Source organism: Empedobacter sedimenti (assembly GCF_030005555.1).
GTDB lineage: Bacteria > Bacteroidota > Bacteroidia > Flavobacteriales > Weeksellaceae > Empedobacter > Empedobacter sedimenti.
Window position 1 is genome coordinate 85,392 of record NZ_JASCQG010000010.1, and the last position, 16,556, is coordinate 101,947.

A 16,556-nucleotide genomic window follows, 5' to 3' on the forward strand; every position below is an offset into this window, starting at 1 on the left:
TTAAGTTCAGAGACGTTCCAAATGACAAAAAATGATTGCTACTATTTAGGTAAAGTTACTAAGAGACATGGTTTCAAAGGTAATTTAATCATTCACTTGGATACAGACGAACCAGAATTATACGATACTTTGGAAGCAGTGTACATCGAGCAAGATGGTACACTGATTCCATTTTTTTTCGAAACTTCTCAGTCTTATCAAGGCACAAAATTATTAGTAAAGTTTGAAGATGTTGAAGACGAAGACGTCGATAAATTAATCAATCGAGAACTTTATTTACCCCTAAAATCATTACCAGAACTTACTGGAACAGATTTTTATTACCACGAAATTGTTGGTTTCACTATTTATGACCAATCAAATACAGAAGTTGGAACAATAAAATCTGTTAATGATTCTGCAGCACAAGCTTATTTCGAAGTTGATGCCAATGGAAAAGAAATCTTAATTCCGATGATCGACGAATGGATTCTTGAAGTTAATCGCGAAGAAAAAGCAATGCTTATCCAAATTCCTGACGGACTGTTAGAAATTTATTTGGGGTAATTTAACCCTTACAAATCATTTATTTACTTCTATTTTTTGATTGAATCTTTCTAATAGTAAAATCCGAAATTTTCGACATTATATTTATTGTCAATTTCGTACCTTTGCAAACTCAATCGTAATAAAAAATGGAAGAAGAAAAAAAATCATTGAATTTTATTGAGCAAATCATTGAAGATGATTTAGCCAACGGGATGTCAAAAGAAAATTTACGTTTTCGTTTCCCACCAGAACCAAATGGTTATTTGCATATCGGGCATGCAAAAGCGATCTGCTTAAACTTCGGTTTAGGACAGCGTTACAATGCACCTGTAAACTTACGTTTTGATGACACTAATCCTGACAAAGAAGAGCAAGAATTCGTAGATTCTATCCGCGAAGATGTGAAATGGTTAGGTTTCGAGTGGGCTGAAGAACGCTATGCTTCTGATTATTTCCAGCAGCTTTACGATTGGGCTGTTCAATTAATTAAAGAAGGAAAAGCGTACATCGACGACCAATCTTCGGAAGTAATTAATGAACAACGTAAAACTCCTTTTGAACCTGGAATCGAATCTCCTTTCAGAACACGCTCTGTTGAAGAAAATTTAGAAATCTTCGAGCGTATGAAAGCAGGAGAATTTGAAGAAGGAACTCACGTTTTACGTGCAAAAATTGACATGACTTCTCCTAATATGAACATGCGCGACCCTGTTATGTATCGTATTTTGAAACGTCCTCATCACCGCACTGGGGATACATGGAAAATGTACCCAATGTACGATTGGACGCATGGAGAATCTGATTATATCGAAGGAATTTCTCACTCATTGTGTTCGTTAGAATTCAAAAATCACCGCGATTTATACGAATGGTATGCGAACAATGTTGAATTACCAAATCAACCTCAAAAGCCAAAACAACGCGAATTTGCCCGTGGTAATGTTTCGTACATGATTACAAGTAAACGTAAGTTGATGAAATTGGTTCAGGAAGGAGTTGTAACAGGTTGGGATGATCCACGTATGCCTACAATTTCTGGTTTGCGTCGCCGTGGTTATACGCCAGAATCTATCAAGAATTTTTGGAATACAGCTGGTGTTGCAAAACGTGATAATGTATTAGATATTTCGTTGTTAGAGTTTTCTGTTCGTGATCATTTAAATAAAATTGCACCCCGCGTTTTTGCTGTGATTGATCCTGTAAAAGTGATCATCGAAAATTATCCAGAAGGACAAGTGGAGGAATTAGAAATTGAGAATAATCCGGAAGATGAAACTGCTGGAACACGTATCGTTCCTTTTACACGTGAAATCTATATTGAACGTGAAGATTTTATGGAAGAAGCGCCTAAAAAATTCTTCCGTTTATCATTAGGAAACGAAGTTCGTCTGAAAGGTGCGTATTTTATCAAAGCGGAAAGAGTAGAAAAAGATGCTGAAGGAAATATCACAACTATTTATGCGACTTACGATCCTGAAACGAAGTCTGGAAGCGGAACTGAAGCTTCTAAACGTAAAGTAAAAGGTACATTACATTGGGTTTCTGCAACAGAAAATATTGCTATCGAAGTGCGCGAATACGATCGTTTATTTACAGTGGAATCTCCAGATGCAGAGAAAGATGTTGACTTTTTACAATTTGTCAATCCAAACTCTTTAACCATAAAAGAAGGTTTTGCAGAACCTGCTTTGAAAGAAGCTAAAGTTGAGGATAAATTTCAATTTCAACGTATTGGATATTTTGCTTTAGATCGTGATTCTTCTACAGAAAAATTAATTTTCAACAGAACAGTTACACTTAAAGATACTTGGGCAAAAGTCAATAAATAAAAATTCTATTTCATTATATATCAAGCTCGAACAAATTTGTTCGAGCTTTTTTATTATATTTAATCTAAATTTTCGAACATGAAAAATAAAATCTCTTACATCATATTTACTGCTTTTATTACTTTATCAAGTTGCCAATCCACAAAAATTACGACACAGGAAAAAACGAATGATTCTACTGAAAAACCACAAGAATCTACACTCATTGGAAGATGGAAATTGATTAAACTTTCTGGCGGATTTGTAGGTCGTGAGCAAGATCCACCAATTGGACAAATTATTGTAATTGAATTTACTCCGACAGAATTAATTACAATCATCAATGGTAAAATAACGACTAAAACATCTTACACTTTAGGAAAAGGAAAAAGTATTCATAAAACCGAACTTGTGCCAATGATTTTTACAAATGGTCATACAGAAATGGGTAAAAGTTATCATTTAGATAAAGACAAACTGGGAATAAGTGAGGAAATGTATGATGGATTTTATTACAATTATATAAAAATTGGCAAAAATGATGACGGATTACTTAGAGAATAAAAATTCAATAAAAAACTGGAATGAAGATGATCGCCCACGTGAAAAACTTGCGTTAAAAGGACGTTCATCTCTTTCTGATGCTGAGTTGTTAGCCATTATTATGGGAAGCGGAAATCGTGATGAGTCGGCTGTTGAATTAGCTAAACGAATCTTAAATTCTGCAAATAATAATTGGAATGAGTTAGCAAAATATTCAATTGTAGATTTAAGCAAATTCAAAGGAGTTGGAGAAGCAAAAGCCATTTCAATTATTACAGCAATGGAAATTGGAAGAAGAAGAAATTCGCAAGAAGTTTTGGAACGTGAAAAAATCGCATCAAGCAAAGATGCAGCGATCATTTTACAACAACAAATTGGTGATTTACCAAATGAAGAATTTTGGGTAATGTTTCTTAATCAAGGAAATCGAATTATCAAAACTGAACAAATTTCTCGTGGAGGAATCACACAAACAGCTGTTGATGTTCGGGTAATTTTTAAACGTGCGCTAGAGTTAATGGCTACCGCAATGATTCTTTCCCATAATCATCCTTCAGGAAATCTAACTCCAAGCCAGGCTGACACACATATCACACGAAAGATAAAAGAAGGAGCTACACTCTTAGATATACAGGTGTTAGATCATATTATCGTTTCTCAAAAAGATTTTTATTCGTTTGCGGATGATGGTCTAATTTGATATCTTTAAGCTTTATTGAAAACTGTTTTGAGTCAAAAAATTATCCTATTTACAGAAAAAATAACGAATCGGATTGAATATATTTTCGATTTTATTTTTCATGATTTTTCTGGAATTGACTACAAAACGACTACAGATTTTGATGAATTTTCACAATCAATTTTACCAAAAATCAACTTTTCAAATCAATTTTTAGAAAATGAAATCAATTATAAAATTGATGATATTTTATTAGAAACAAGTATTCAAAAAGATGTTGATTATTCAATTTTAAATGAATTTGGTAAATGTTTTTATTGGCTTACTCGTTATGAAGAATACATTGCAAAACCAGAACAATTTGATCAACATAATCGTTTTTTAGGTTCGAATTTAGATTATTCAAAACCAATTGTAGATGAAATTTGTATTGAAATTGAAAAAAAGATAAAGTCTAAATTTCCTGAAATTTATTTCAAACAGAGAGTTTACAAACAAATTAATACTCACGATGTAGATTATGCATGGAAATATCTTCATCATTCACCTAAAGTGAAATTTGGTTCACTTTTTAAGAAAATTATTAAAGGAAATTTTTCGGAAGCAAAACAGCAAATCAAAGTTTTAAATAAGCTAGAAAAAGACCCTTATGATACATTTGATTATTTGAAAGATTTAGCTGAAAAACATCAAATAAAAACAATTTTCTTTTGGTTATTGGGTGATTATTCTACTTTCGATAAAAATCATCATTGGAAAAATAATGCTCAAAAAGATTTAATAAACAATGTTTCTACTTGGGCAAAAATTGGAATTCACCCTTCTTATCAATCTAATATTGAAGGAAATAAATTAACAACTGAAATTAATCGATTAGAAAAAATCATCAATCAATCAACAAAAAAATCGCGTCAACATTTCATAAAATTAAGCTTTCCTCATACTTATCAACAATTGTTAATAAACAAAATTTCGGAAGACTATACAATGGGATTTCCACATCAGTTAGGCTTTAGAGCAGGAACGTCTACTCCATACAAATGGTTTGACTTATCAACAAATCAACAAACATTGTTAACAATATATCCTTTTGTTGTGATGGATGTTACATTGAAAAATTATTTAAAATTAACACCACAACAAGCTTTAGAAGAAATAAAACGATTGAAACAAACAATTAAAGCTGTAAACGGAACGTTTATAACATTGTTCCATCAATCAAATTTGAACGAAGATTGGGCTGAATGGCGAAAAGTTTACGAAAGCATTTTTGAATGATAAAAAGAGTTTCTCGAAAAAATTTAGATGTTAATAAATACACCGAATGCCTCAACAAGTCGGTGAATTACCGCATTTATGCAGAAGTTTTTTACTTGGATTCTTTAGTTGAAAATAATTGGGATTGTTATATTTTGAATGACTATGAAGCAATAATGCCCTTGCCATACACAAAGAAATTAGGTATAAAATTTATCACACAACCTATATATTGCCAACAATTGGGTATTTTTCATCAAGAAAATTTTTCAAAAGAAACTTTTCAACTTTTTGAGAAAAAACTACATCGAAATTTAGTGAGAGCTTATACTTTTAATGAAGAAAATACAGAGATGTTTGAGCCGAAGGGAGAGAAACGAGTTAATCAGATTCTAGATATTTCGCAACCTTTTGATGTAATATTTGAAAATACTTTTAAAGATAGAAAAAAAGATTTTAAAAGAAATAACATAGAAAAATATAAAATTACGCAAGAAACTAACATTAATAAATTCATCGAAATACAGCAATCAAATCATCATTTTACACAAAGTCTAGATTTAAATTATTTTAAAAATTTCTTAACTAATGAAACTATTTTTAGTCATCTTACACAATTTTATTTGAAGACAAAAGATGATAAAATTTTATGTTCTGCACTACTTTTAAAAACTAATAAAAGAGTCATTTTATTAAGTTCTGCACGAAATAAAAACATCGAAACGAAAGGTGGTTTTGCTTTTCTGATTTATAAAATAATTGAATATTATTCTGACAATCAGTATATTTTTGACTTTGAAGGTTCTAGTTTAAAAGGTGTTCAAGAGTTTAATAGAAGTTTTGCAGCCGAAATAAAGCATTATTGTTTATATAAAAGTAAACTATTTCAATTCTTTTAAGTAGCTCTTAAACAAATAAGTAGCATAAAATCCCGAAACAATAAACATAATAAGAAAACCAAGTGCCGCTCCTTCTACTCCATAAAAAGGGATCAAAACTAAATCTGCAATAATTAGCGTTATAATTGAAATAATCGAAACTCTTACATTATAATTAAACAAACCAATAGCACTAAACAAGTTAAGATAAAGCACTCTAAACAACATTGCTAAAACAACAGCAATCGTTGCGATGAAAAACACAGTATCACCTGCTAAATAGGTTTTATTAAAAAATAGTTCGATCAACCGATCACTTAAAAAATAACTACCGAACAGAATTACAATTCCGAGTGGAATAAACAGTTTATAATAATTTTTGATGTAAAATTTTAGAAAATCCTTGTTCTGACTATTTTGTATGATTCGAGGAAAATCTGTTTGGAATAATATCGTTGGCAAAAACAATAAATTCATTGGTAGAATAATCGCAACTTTATACATTGCAATGTCCTTATCAGCCATAAAAATTGCAATCATCGCAATATCAATCGAAAACAATAATTCGGAAGCAAAATAAGCTAAAGACTCCATTCTACCATACTTCCACATCGTTTTCCAATTCATTTCACTCAAATCACTTATAGATTGTTGTAAAATAGACTTAGAAAAGAAAAATAAACTAATAAATGGTGCTATTGCTAATGAAATCATGTAACCAATTGCACCAAAATTGATGGTTAAGAAAAAAGTGAAGACCAATCCTAAACAATTGATGAACATATTTAATGTTGCAAATTTCTTATTGAAACCATTTATACGATAATCAATTGTAAGATGAGATTGCAAAAACATACCAAAAAGTCGTATTGAGAATAAGAGAATAATCCACAATAAATGATCAAATTTTAAGGCATAAAAATTCGCAATTACAATAAAAATAACGCATAAAATCAGTTGATTAATTACTCCATTACGAAATAATTTTCGACTTAAATCTCTACGTTTTAATTCATTTTCTTCACTTGCACCAAACTTCATCAAAACTTGTAAAGAACCTAATCCGTTCCAAGGCGCAATAAATGCAATAACTGAAGCTATTAATGTTATACGACCAAACTCATCTTGCGGAATCATCTTCACAATAAAAATGGTATTGATTAACATCACCAACTTTTCGATAATGAAAGATAAAAAAACGTAGAAGCCGTTATTTTGTAAGAACGATTGTATAAATTTGATTAAATCTTTCATTCTAAAACCTTCGAATAAACTTCATTAAATTGTTGAGCAATTTTTTGCATTGAAAAGTTATCTTGAGCGAATTGATTGATCTCAGATCTCGATTTTAGAATTAGCTTGTTTTCAATAAAATTTTTCATCGAAACAAGTAATTCTTCCTCATTATTTGGAGAAATAATTTGACCAAAACCTTCTGGAAAAACTTCTGTTATCCCTCCTACTTCTGTTGCTATAACAGGCAAACCAGATGCAAAAGATTCGATTTGTACACAAGGTTGATTCTCAAATAAACTAAATAAAATAAAACAATCAGATTGATTCATTTTTTCTGAAACTTGTTGTTGAGATAATTCTCCAAAAACAATTAATTTATCTGAAAAACTTGATTCATTTTTAAAATGAAGAAGATTTTTCAAATCACCATTCCCTCCTATATGCAATTCAAAATCAAAACCTTGTTTCCAAAGTTTATCAGCTACAGAAAGTATTCCTTTTACATTTTTTTGCTCAGATAAATTAGAGATGTGTAAAAACTTAACGACATTATTTTTTCTTAAATTCTGAAATCTAAAAACATCAAAATCAATTACATTTCTAATTATTACGGTTTTACAATTTAAACCTAAACTATTCATAGCTTTTCCTAAATTCTCTGAAACAGGTAATAAAAATGAAGCATTTTTGACAATATTTTTTGTCAAAAATTTTCTGAAAAAAGAAATCTGAGTCGGATCAATTGGTAAATATCCAGTCCAATGTTCTGTAATAACATACGAAATTTTATATCTCAATTTAAAATATAACGCTATCAAACCCACTGGATAAGTAACATTAACGTGAATCAAATCGATTTTACTTAGTTTTTTAATCTCTTTGAGATACAAACGAAACTTAGTAAGTTGATTATAAATTCTAGTTTTTTTCGGGAAATAAATACGAATGATAGTAAGATTTTCTAATTCTTCTAGCTCTTCTTCAATTTGCAGAATTCCATCCAAACTTTCAACATAAACAACTGTAACAAAGTGTTGCAATGCAACAGCTTTAACATGACGCTCGATAAAATCGCCATCAAAAGCATTTTTTTTCGAAGGAAACCAACTTGCTAAAAATAATATATTCAGTTTATTTGTCATTATTAATGATAGAAACAGTTGAAATTAACAACCACTTTTTTTCAGGATTATCAGCCCATTTCATCACATTTTGATCGAAAATAGACGATAATTCTGGAAAATTTTGCTCTAAATTAACATTTTCTAACCATTTTGAAGTTGGCATCGAAAAACCTTTTTTAGGCATTGATAAAACATCTTTTGGTAGAATATTTTGGACTGACTTTCTCAAAAATGGTTTATTATGATCTAAAGTTAATCTGTCATCTAAATTGGATTGATTAAAATATTTTTGAACAAAAAGATGATCCAAGTATGGGAAACGCATCTCAATTTCATTCTTCATCGAAGGTACATCTGATCGCAAAGAATGATGAGAACTGATATAATAATAAAAATCCAAGTAAGAAATCTTTTTTAACAGAGGCATTTGATCAAAACTTTGATTAAGCGTTTTAACTTGTTTCAACAGAACTGAAATAGGATGCTCCCAATTTTCGCTTCCATATTGTTTGAATAGTTTCTGAATTTCATCCCAAGAAGCAATACTTCGCATCACAAATGGTGTTGATTCTAATCCTAATTTTGAAATCTCATCATGCTTTCTCTTTTTTGAACCTTTCAAAAAATAACCACCAAACTTCCAGATGAAACTTGGCAATTTCTGTATTTTCTTTGCTTTAACATAATATGAATACCCGTAAAATAATTCGTCCAAACCAAGCGCATTATGTAAAACTGTATAATTATTTTCTTTCGCTTTTTTCGAAATAAAATAAGCTGGTTCAGGAGAAGTATTTGGTTCAACTTCTGCTAAACAATATTCTCTTATCGTTTGTAAATTAACATTGTTATCTATCTCAAACCCTTTAATAGAAAGGTTTGAATTACGAGTATTACTTTCTGCATATTTCAATTCATTTTGCTCATTTACAGAGTTGTTATAAATTGTAAGAGCATCTAAATCAATTTTATTTTGAGTAAATTGATAAGCCAATAATCCCGAGTCTAAACCTCCACTCAACATTACCGCTTGTTTTACATCTGCAATAGAAGATAATTTGGCTAATTGTTTTACATCTTCAAGAAATTCTTCTGAAGAAATTTGTTGATTAGTTGGTTGATAATCTAATTGCCAGTAAATTTTCTTTTCAACTTTGAAAGAATTTAAATCAACTTTCAGTTTTGTAGCAGCTTCTAAAGAAAATATGTTGCGGTATATTGTATTCGGCGCAAAACTTGAATTTAGATAATAAGTATAAGCCAAATGTTTAAAATCAATTTCTTTTTGGACTAAATCTGTAGCAAAAATCCCTTCAATTTCAGACGAAAAGACAAAATTATCCTCATCAACAAAATAATAAAATGGCTTAATACCAAAACGATCTCGCCAAATATTTACCTCATTTTTTTGATAATCAACAATTACAATCGTAAACATACCACGTAGATGATGCACAAAATCTTCGCCTAATTTGATATAAAGTTGAAAAATAACCTCCGAATCAGAGTTAGAAAAAAGCGTTACATCTTGTAGAAATTCTTCTTTTAATTCGCGAAAATTATAGATTTCTCCGTTCATCAAAAAAGATACTTTCAATTCGTCATCATACAATGGTTGCATTCCATTATTTGATAAATCAATAACAGAAAGACGATTAAATCCAACCCAATTATTAGATTGAATTCCGCCTGAATTTCTTAAATCAAATTGTGTTCGTTTGTCGGATAACTGACTAGAATAGAAATGAATTTGTTTATCAAAAAAATTTGTATGAATTGTATTATTTGGACCACGATGTTTTATCGAAGTCAAAGAATTTAATATCGAAGAGTCGCTTAATTTATTTTTTGAAAAAATACCTGAAATCCCACACATTTGCTACTTTTTATAACGTTTCAGCTCTTTCATGACGAAATATAGCTGAACGAGATAGCCAATTCCTGCAAAGAAAGAATACAGGGATAACGTTAAAAGTATGTTTTTATTTAATCCACCAATCACACAAGTTACAATTGTAATAAGAACCAAGTAAATATTAAAATTTAGAGCGTAATGATTTTTCTTAATTACAACTACAATTTGCTGAATAGGATTCATTGCAGAACGACACAAAATCCAGAAAGAAAGTATCCATGTCATAATGTGTAAACCTTTCCATTCAGGACCAAGAATCCATTCCAGAATAAAAATTCCGACAAAATTCATTAGCAATAAAAAAAATGCGATAGCTCCTACATTATATAGAATAACTTTTTTGGATAAATCATACAATTGATGTGCACGATGTTCCATCATTCCGGCAGATTTCTGAAAGAAAACTTTCGACATTGAATTAGAAAGCAAAATCAACGGTACAACCAAAACTTTTGAGGCATTACCAAAAAATCCAGCATCTTCTTTTGTAAAATAAAATAACATTAATATTGTCATCAGATTGTTTGCAATAGCATTCAATGATTCTGATGGTAATGTATATTTAATAATTTCTTTATTATTTGTAATCGTTTTCTTTGCTAAATCAAAATCGATTGATGTAAATCGTCCTTTGGTAATCGAAAAATAATACGCACAAGACAAAACTGTTCCGAAGATTGTTCCGTAAATCAAGCCCGTTTCTTTGTAGCCCATCCAATAAAAAATGAATTGAAACATGACTGAAAATATTGCATTAATCACAAATCCTGTCGAAATACTTTTGAAAAATTTATATTTGGTAAATAACGAGTTCTGCACATTATTCCAAGCTGTAAATAACCCTGCAATACAACTTAATGAAACAATAAACAAGGATGTTTTGAATGTAAAAATTTCTTCTAAAACAGCATATCCTAAAAAGAAAATTGTTGTAACAACTGTACTTATCAACAATAATGTTGTAAACAAATTTCGAATCGCTTTGGATGATTTCGAAATCACAAAAATATTTTCTAATCGAAAAGTTGTTAAGATTGAAAGAATCGCTACAAAACCTAAAAAAGCATTGTATATCCCAGAAGCTTCAGGTCCATAAATCCTTGCCAGTTCCAAACCACCTACAAGCATAATAACTTGAGCAATCGTGTTACCCGCCAACAAAGACAAAACACCTTTGGCATTCTTCGTTTTAAATTTCTCTAACTTCGCTTTCAATTGATATTTTCTTCATCAGCAAATCTACATAAAATCCTTAGCTTTGCATTTATGAACACAATAAAACACGTTTTTTTCGATCTTGATAACACACTTTGGGATTTCAGAAAAAATGCAAAATTCGCGCTGGATGAGCTTTACAAAAAGTATGATGTAGAAAATAGATATGGTTTTACATTCGAGGAGTTTCACCCTTTTTATCACGATAGCAACGAAGGTCTTTGGGCTTTGATTCGTGACAAAAAAATTACGAAAGAAGAATTACGTGAACGCCGTTTCAAAGAAGCTTTTGATAATCTTGGAATTGATAATGATGCTTTGGCTAAGATTTTTGAAGAGGAATATATGGAAACGATTACCAATTATAATGAAGTAGTAGATGGTGCGATGGAATTATTGGATTATTTGAAACCAAACTATCAACTGCATATTATTACAAATGGTTTTATCGAAGTTTCGAAACGTAAAATTGAAACATCAGAATTGAATGGCTATTTTGATACAGTAACTTATGCAGATGAAATCCAAATCTTGAAACCTGATCCGCGTATTTTTTCTTTGGCAATGGAAAAATCGGGTGCAAAAAAGGATGAATCTATTTATATTGGAGATGATTGGATTGCGGATGCTGTTGGTGCAAAAGCTTTCGGAATGTCGGCTATTTTCTTTGATCGATTAGATGATAATTTTTCGATGGATGATGTTCCGACAATTACACATTTGGATGAAGTAAGGAATTATTTGTAATAGTCATTTAATAACCGAATATCTAATATTGATTATTTACTTTCGCGCAACAATCTAAAATTTCAATATTTATGAAAAAGTTTATTTTACCAAGTATTTTTGCTTTTGGTCTATTATTTAGCTGCAACAATGATGATGATTCTTCTATCGACAATGCTAATATTGTCGGAACTTGGAGCTTTGTAAAGTACCAAACCCAATACTCAAAGGACAATAAAATAGAAGATCAATATCTAGCAGATGCATGTAATTCTAAAGACTCATATACATTTGCTAAAGACAATAAATATTCTGCGACAGGATATGATACAGATGCAAATAATGTATGTAAAATTGATTGGACAGAAGAAGGTACCTACACAATAACAGGTAACAAGATTCGTATAGATTATAAACAAGGAGATTTTGGTGAAGGTGAAATTTCTAAACTAACAAAAAACGAATTAATTCTAAAATCTGATTACGGAGAAGATCTTGATAAAGATGGAAAAAATGAAATCGATATTTTAGTTTTAAAACGATAAGATAAATAGCTCAGAAATTCTGAGCTTTTTTTATGTCCGAAAAAAATCTATTTTTGATGAATAATTAATCAATATGAATTTAAACAACCTAAAATTTCCACTTGATATAAAGTTTCATATCGCAACTTTTTCAAATGATTTTTCTGTAACAGACGCTAATAATCAATCTGTATTTTATGTTCGCGAAAAAATACTTTCGTGGCGAGATGTAATTAAAATCTACCGTGATTCGTCTAAAAAAGAAGAACTTTTTCAACTACGTTCAAATAGAGTTATTGATTTCCAACAAACTTTTACTATTACAGACGCTAACGGAAATATTGTAGGAAAAGCAAAACGAAAAACGCTTAAATCTTTCTGGACAGCGACTTTCCATATTTACGATTCTAATGATAATCACATTTTTACGATAAAAGAAAGAAGTGGTTTTACGCGCATGATGGATGGAATGGTTGGAGAAATTCCTGTTGTTGGATTTTTCTCTGGTTATGTTTTCAACCCGAAATATGTTCTAACTGATTTACAAGGAAAAGAAATGATGGAAGTCTCAAAAGAACCTTCATTTTTTGGACGAAAATTTAAATTAAATCAATATCAATCATCCGAAAATGATACTCTTTTTGTATTGAGTTTTATCTTGATGTTAATTACAGACAGAAGTCGAGGATAATTTTATTTTAAAAAATAGTTGCAGATTAAAAAATAGTCTTTATATTTGCAGTCCAAAATAAGAACAACAGTTTCTTATCAGGAATGGCCGAGTGGCGCAACTGAATAGCGCACTTGATTACGGCTCAAGAGGTTACAGGTTTGAATCCTGTCTCGGTCACAAAAGCAAAAGCTCATCAAATTTTGATGAGCTTTTTTATTTTAATACACTTCTGTTTCTTGTGGAATTTCTTCTACTTTTTGAGATTTTTTTGTCATAAAGAAAATACAATTCCCAAACCACGTAAACCAAAAAATATAAAATCCGAAATGGAACGTCTTTTTCAATAAACGATGTGAGGTTTCAGTAAAATCGTAATAGCAATAAATTAATCCAATAATTCCCATAAAAAGGAAAATGAGAGGCAATAACAAACGTTTAAAACGTTTCGTTGTTTTCTCATTCCAAATGGATAATACGATGAAAATAACAGCTTGTATAACGAATAATAACAAGGCAGTTTTCCACCATGATTTTAGGATGGTATATTCGTTGTAAATAATAGTAATTCCAATTTTCCCGATGAATGACATTTTCGAAATCATTATTCCAGAAAGTAAAGAGGAAAATGCCAATATGAGAAGATGTATAATTTTGTTTTTCATATCAATTAAATAAATAAAATATTCCAAATATCAAACCGCAAAATGTTGGTATTCCTACTATTAAATTATAAAAATCATTTGATCCAGATTCTGAATCTAAAAATTCATTATATTTTAATGATGGTTTGAACATCTTAAATACAGCAAACCTTACTGATGCACCTAAAATTACACCAAAAAACTCAAATACAAGCCAAGCTAATATTTCTAGAATAATCTGCATATAGATAATTTACAATCTAATATAAAACAAAAAAGCCTTGCAAATGCAAGGCTTTAAATATTTTGATGAATAATTCTCTTATAAATTAATTGAGAAATCCATTAATTTTTTGAAAGCTTTCAAACGTTCAGCTAAACCATCACGTGTTAAATCTCCTAATGATTCAGTACCAAATTTTTCACATGTTACAGACGCTAATGCAGATCCGTAAACAATTGCACGTTTCATGTTATCGAAAGAATAGTCATTCGTTTTTGCTAAGTATCCAGAGAAACCTCCTGCAAATGTATCTCCTGCTCCTGTTGGATCAAAAACATCTTCTAATGGTAAAGCTGGCGCAAAAAACACATCTTCTCCTTGAAATAATAACGCTCCGTGTTCACCTTTTTTGATAATCACAGTTTTTGGTCCGAATGTCATGATTTTTTTAGCCGCTTTCACTAAACTATATTCACCCGACATTTGACGTGCTTCTTCGTCATTAATAGAAATTACATCAACATCTTTGATCACATCCATCAACTCGTTCCAAGCACAATCCATCCAAAAGTTCATTGTATCTAAAACAACCAAACCTGGACGCTTTTCTAATTGTGTCAACACTCCTTTTTGTACCAATGGATGTAAGTTTCCTAACATCAAAACGTCTGGAGATTTGCGATCTTGAGGAACAACTGGATTGAAAGTTTCTAAAACATTCAATTCTGTTGCTAACGTATCACGTGTGTTCAAATCGTTGTGGTATTTACCTTCCCAAAAGAATGTTTTTCCTTCTTTTACGATTTCTAAACCATCTAAATTAATTCCTTTTGAAATTAATAAATCGATGTATTCTTGTGGAAAATCTCCACCAACAACTGAAACGATTGCAGTATCCACGCCCAATAAAGAAGACGCCATACCGATATATGTAGCGGCACCACCTAAGATTTTATCTGTTTTCCCGAAAGGAGATTCTAATTTATCAAAGGCAACTGTACCAACTGTTAATAAACTCATTTTATATTCTTGATTAAATAGTTTGCAAATATATTGAATAGATTTGAATTAAGTCATATTAAGACAATGCATTAGCCAAATCAGCAAAAGCAACTTCGGTTTGTTCACCAGAAATCATATCTTTTACCGTCGCTTTTTGCTCTGCAATTTCTTTCTCACCCAAAAGAATTACTTTCTTAATTCCTTTTTTATCAGCATATCCCATTTGCTTTTTCATTTTTGCATCATCTGGATATACCTCTGTATTGATTCCACTTTGACGTAATTGTTTCACCAATTTCATTGCCTCAGCAGCTTCTTTCGTTCCGAAATTAATGAACAACGCTTGGATATTTGTCGAATCTTCTAAAGCAGGAAATAAATTATTTTCTTCTAAAACTAAATACGTACGATCTAATCCAAAAGAAATTCCAACTCCAGAAATATCTTTCAAACCGAAAATTCCTGTCAAATCATCGTAGCGACCTCCACCACCAATAGATGAAGAGAATTCTCCGATTTTCGCTTTCACTTCGAAAATAGCTCCCGTATAATAATCTAAACCACGTGCTAAAGTTAAATTCAAGACTAATTCAGCAGATTGTAAACCAATAGTTGTTGTATTTTCAAAAACAAATTCTAATTCTTCAATTCCTTTTAATCCAGTTTCCGAAGATTTTAAAATTTCTTTTAATTGAGCAAATTGTGTTTTATAATCTCCATTCATCGAGAATAAAGGTGATAAAATTTCAATCGCAGAATCAGAAATTCCTTTTCCACGCATTTCTTCTTTTACCGCTTCTTCACCAATTTTATCCAACTTATCTAAAGCCACAGTAAAATCAATCAATTGAGCCGAAATATCTGCAACTTCTGCTAAACCAGACAAAATTTTGCGGTTGTTGATATGAATTTCAACTGGCGTTTTTAATTCAGTAAAAACTGAATCATATAATTGTACAAAATCAACTTCTTGTAACAACGAATCCGAACCTACAACATCCGCATCACATTGAAAAAACTCACGGAAACGACCTTTTTGAGGACGATCGGCACGCCAAACTGGTTGAATTTGGTAACGTTTGAAAGGAAATGTAATTTCATTCTGATGTTGTACCACGTAACGTGCGAAAGGCACCGTTAAATCATAACGCAATGCTTTTTCAGAAATTTGCGAAATTACTTTTTGACTATTTCTATCTGTTAACAATTGCTCATCAACTTTTGCTAAATAATCTCCAGAATTCAAAATCTTGAAAATTAATCGATCTCCTTCTTCTCCATATTTACCTGTTAAAGTTGATAAATTCTCGAATGATGGAGTTTCGATTGGAGAAAATCCGAATAACACGAATTGTTTTTTAATCGTGTTGATAATATATTGACGACGATTCACTTCTAAAGGTGAGAAATCTCTTGTCCCTTTTGGAATCGATGGTTTTTGAATTGCCATTTTTCTAAATCTTACTTTTAAAGATGCAAAAATACATCATTTTGATTTTTAACTTGACATTTTAGCAATAAATCATTGATTTGATGATAAAACGAGTAAAAATTCAACAAATAATTTTCAAGGTTAATCATTAA

At 30.6% G+C, this 16,556-nt stretch carries 17 protein-coding genes and 1 tRNA gene; 10 read left to right on the top strand and 8 right to left on the bottom strand.

From position 1 onward, the window contains the following. Positions 1-21: 21 nt before the first annotated feature. The 6 genes from rimM to QHG34_RS10655 all read left to right on the top strand — a co-directional run bounded on the left by rimM (position 22) and on the right by QHG34_RS10655 (position 5,714). Positions 22-546 (top strand): ribosome maturation factor RimM, encoded by a 525-nt coding sequence (gene rimM, locus QHG34_RS10630; RefSeq protein WP_282630171.1) that lies wholly within the window; start codon positions 22-24, stop codon positions 544-546. Between the two features lie 128 nt (positions 547-674). After that, positions 675-2,357 (top strand): glutamine--tRNA ligase/YqeY domain fusion protein, encoded by a 1,683-nt coding sequence (locus QHG34_RS10635; RefSeq protein WP_282630172.1) that lies wholly within the window; start codon positions 675-677, stop codon positions 2,355-2,357. Positions 2,358-2,435: 78 nt separating this feature from the next. After that, entirely contained in the window at positions 2,436-2,900 is a 465-nt protein-coding gene (locus QHG34_RS10640; RefSeq protein ID WP_282630173.1) for a hypothetical protein, read from the top strand. Further along, complete coding sequence (gene radC, locus QHG34_RS10645) at positions 2,878-3,579, top strand: RadC family protein (protein ID WP_282630236.1); 702 nt, start codon at positions 2,878-2,880, stop codon at positions 3,577-3,579. The genes QHG34_RS10640 and radC overlap by 23 nt, the downstream gene beginning before the upstream one ends. A gap of 27 nt (positions 3,580-3,606) precedes the next feature. Then, positions 3,607-4,836 carry a polysaccharide deacetylase family protein gene (locus QHG34_RS10650; RefSeq protein WP_282630174.1) on the top strand — a complete coding sequence of 410 codons (1,230 nt, stop codon included), beginning with the start codon at positions 3,607-3,609 and terminating at the stop codon, positions 4,834-4,836. Positions 4,837-4,931: 95 nt separating this feature from the next. Continuing rightward, a complete protein-coding gene (locus tag QHG34_RS10655) occupies positions 4,932-5,714 on the top strand; it encodes a hypothetical protein (protein ID WP_282630175.1) in 783 nt (260 codons plus the stop codon). On the opposite strand, the gene QHG34_RS10660 is transcribed toward QHG34_RS10655, so the two are convergent. The 4 genes from QHG34_RS10660 to QHG34_RS10675 are packed head-to-tail and all read right to left on the bottom strand — an operon-like array spanning position 5,697 to position 11,183. Next, positions 5,697-6,947, bottom strand: coding sequence for an MATE family efflux transporter (locus QHG34_RS10660; RefSeq protein WP_282630176.1), 1,251 nt, complete (start codon positions 6,945-6,947; stop codon positions 5,697-5,699). The genes QHG34_RS10655 and QHG34_RS10660 overlap by 18 nt on opposite strands. Further along, a complete protein-coding gene (locus tag QHG34_RS10665) occupies positions 6,944-8,071 on the bottom strand; it encodes a glycosyltransferase (RefSeq protein ID WP_282630177.1) in 1,128 nt (375 codons plus the stop codon). The genes QHG34_RS10660 and QHG34_RS10665 overlap by 4 nt, the downstream gene beginning before the upstream one ends. Then, complete coding sequence (gene asnB / locus QHG34_RS10670) at positions 8,061-9,929, bottom strand: asparagine synthase (glutamine-hydrolyzing) (protein WP_282630178.1); 1,869 nt, start codon at positions 9,927-9,929, stop codon at positions 8,061-8,063. The genes QHG34_RS10665 and asnB overlap by 11 nt, the downstream gene beginning before the upstream one ends. Positions 9,930-9,932: 3 nt before the next feature. Continuing rightward, positions 9,933-11,183 (bottom strand): lipopolysaccharide biosynthesis protein, encoded by a 1,251-nt coding sequence (locus QHG34_RS10675; RefSeq protein WP_282630179.1) that lies wholly within the window; start codon positions 11,181-11,183, stop codon positions 9,933-9,935. Positions 11,184-11,234: 51 nt separating this feature from the next. Between QHG34_RS10675 and QHG34_RS10680 the strand changes: the two genes are divergently transcribed. The 4 genes from QHG34_RS10680 to QHG34_RS10695 all read left to right on the top strand — a co-directional run bounded on the left by QHG34_RS10680 (position 11,235) and on the right by QHG34_RS10695 (position 13,283). Beyond that, positions 11,235-11,930 carry a YjjG family noncanonical pyrimidine nucleotidase gene (locus QHG34_RS10680; protein WP_282630181.1) on the top strand — a complete coding sequence of 232 codons (696 nt, stop codon included), beginning with the start codon at positions 11,235-11,237 and terminating at the stop codon, positions 11,928-11,930. A 71-nt stretch (positions 11,931-12,001) separates the two neighbouring features. Continuing rightward, entirely contained in the window at positions 12,002-12,454 is a 453-nt protein-coding gene (locus QHG34_RS10685) for a lipocalin-like domain-containing protein (protein WP_282630182.1), read from the top strand. Positions 12,455-12,527: 73 nt separating this feature from the next. Then, positions 12,528-13,124 (top strand): LURP-one-related family protein, encoded by a 597-nt coding sequence (locus tag QHG34_RS10690; protein WP_282630183.1) that lies wholly within the window; start codon positions 12,528-12,530, stop codon positions 13,122-13,124. Between the two features lie 85 nt (positions 13,125-13,209). After that, positions 13,210-13,283 (top strand) — tRNA-Arg (locus tag QHG34_RS10695). A 41-nt stretch (positions 13,284-13,324) separates the two neighbouring features. On the opposite strand, the gene QHG34_RS10700 is transcribed toward QHG34_RS10695, so the two are convergent. The 4 genes from QHG34_RS10700 to hisS all read right to left on the bottom strand — a co-directional run bounded on the left by QHG34_RS10700 (position 13,325) and on the right by hisS (position 16,422). Further along, complete coding sequence (locus QHG34_RS10700; protein ID WP_282630184.1) at positions 13,325-13,768, bottom strand: hypothetical protein; 444 nt, start codon at positions 13,766-13,768, stop codon at positions 13,325-13,327. 1 nt (position 13,769) lies between these two features. Next, positions 13,770-13,991: a hypothetical protein gene (locus QHG34_RS10705; protein WP_282630185.1), complete on the bottom strand. Its 222-nt coding sequence runs from the start codon at positions 13,989-13,991 to the stop codon at positions 13,770-13,772. A 78-nt stretch (positions 13,992-14,069) separates the two neighbouring features. Further along, positions 14,070-14,990 carry a PfkB family carbohydrate kinase gene (locus QHG34_RS10710; RefSeq protein WP_282630186.1) on the bottom strand — a complete coding sequence of 307 codons (921 nt, stop codon included), beginning with the start codon at positions 14,988-14,990 and terminating at the stop codon, positions 14,070-14,072. A 58-nt stretch (positions 14,991-15,048) separates the two neighbouring features. Continuing rightward, positions 15,049-16,422: a histidine--tRNA ligase gene (gene hisS, locus QHG34_RS10715; RefSeq protein WP_282630187.1), complete on the bottom strand. Its 1,374-nt coding sequence runs from the start codon at positions 16,420-16,422 to the stop codon at positions 15,049-15,051. Positions 16,423-16,556 lie beyond the last annotated feature (134 nt).

Excerpts from the sequence above, each read along its gene's own strand:
- rimM (WP_282630171.1), top strand. The coding sequence starts at position 22 with ATGACAAAAAATGATTGCTACTATTTAGGTAAAGTTACTAAGAGACAT.
- QHG34_RS10635 (WP_282630172.1), top strand. The coding sequence starts at position 675 with ATGGAAGAAGAAAAAAAATCATTGAATTTTATTGAGCAAATCATTGAA.
- QHG34_RS10640 (WP_282630173.1), top strand. The coding sequence starts at position 2,436 with ATGAAAAATAAAATCTCTTACATCATATTTACTGCTTTTATTACTTTA.
- radC (WP_282630236.1), top strand. The coding sequence starts at position 2,878 with ATGACGGATTACTTAGAGAATAAAAATTCAATAAAAAACTGGAATGAA.
- QHG34_RS10660 (WP_282630176.1), bottom strand. The coding sequence starts at position 6,947 with ATGAAAGATTTAATCAAATTTATACAATCGTTCTTACAAAATAACGGC.
- QHG34_RS10665 (WP_282630177.1), bottom strand. The coding sequence starts at position 8,071 with ATGACAAATAAACTGAATATATTATTTTTAGCAAGTTGGTTTCCTTCG.
- asnB (WP_282630178.1), bottom strand. The coding sequence starts at position 9,929 with ATGTGTGGGATTTCAGGTATTTTTTCAAAAAATAAATTAAGCGACTCT.
- QHG34_RS10680 (WP_282630181.1), top strand. The coding sequence starts at position 11,235 with ATGAACACAATAAAACACGTTTTTTTCGATCTTGATAACACACTTTGG.
- QHG34_RS10685 (WP_282630182.1), top strand. The coding sequence starts at position 12,002 with ATGAAAAAGTTTATTTTACCAAGTATTTTTGCTTTTGGTCTATTATTT.
- QHG34_RS10690 (WP_282630183.1), top strand. The coding sequence starts at position 12,528 with ATGAATTTAAACAACCTAAAATTTCCACTTGATATAAAGTTTCATATC.
- QHG34_RS10700 (WP_282630184.1), bottom strand. The coding sequence starts at position 13,768 with ATGAAAAACAAAATTATACATCTTCTCATATTGGCATTTTCCTCTTTA.
- QHG34_RS10705 (WP_282630185.1), bottom strand. The coding sequence starts at position 13,991 with ATGCAGATTATTCTAGAAATATTAGCTTGGCTTGTATTTGAGTTTTTT.
- QHG34_RS10710 (WP_282630186.1), bottom strand. The coding sequence starts at position 14,990 with ATGAGTTTATTAACAGTTGGTACAGTTGCCTTTGATAAATTAGAATCT.
- hisS (WP_282630187.1), bottom strand. The coding sequence starts at position 16,422 with ATGGCAATTCAAAAACCATCGATTCCAAAAGGGACAAGAGATTTCTCA.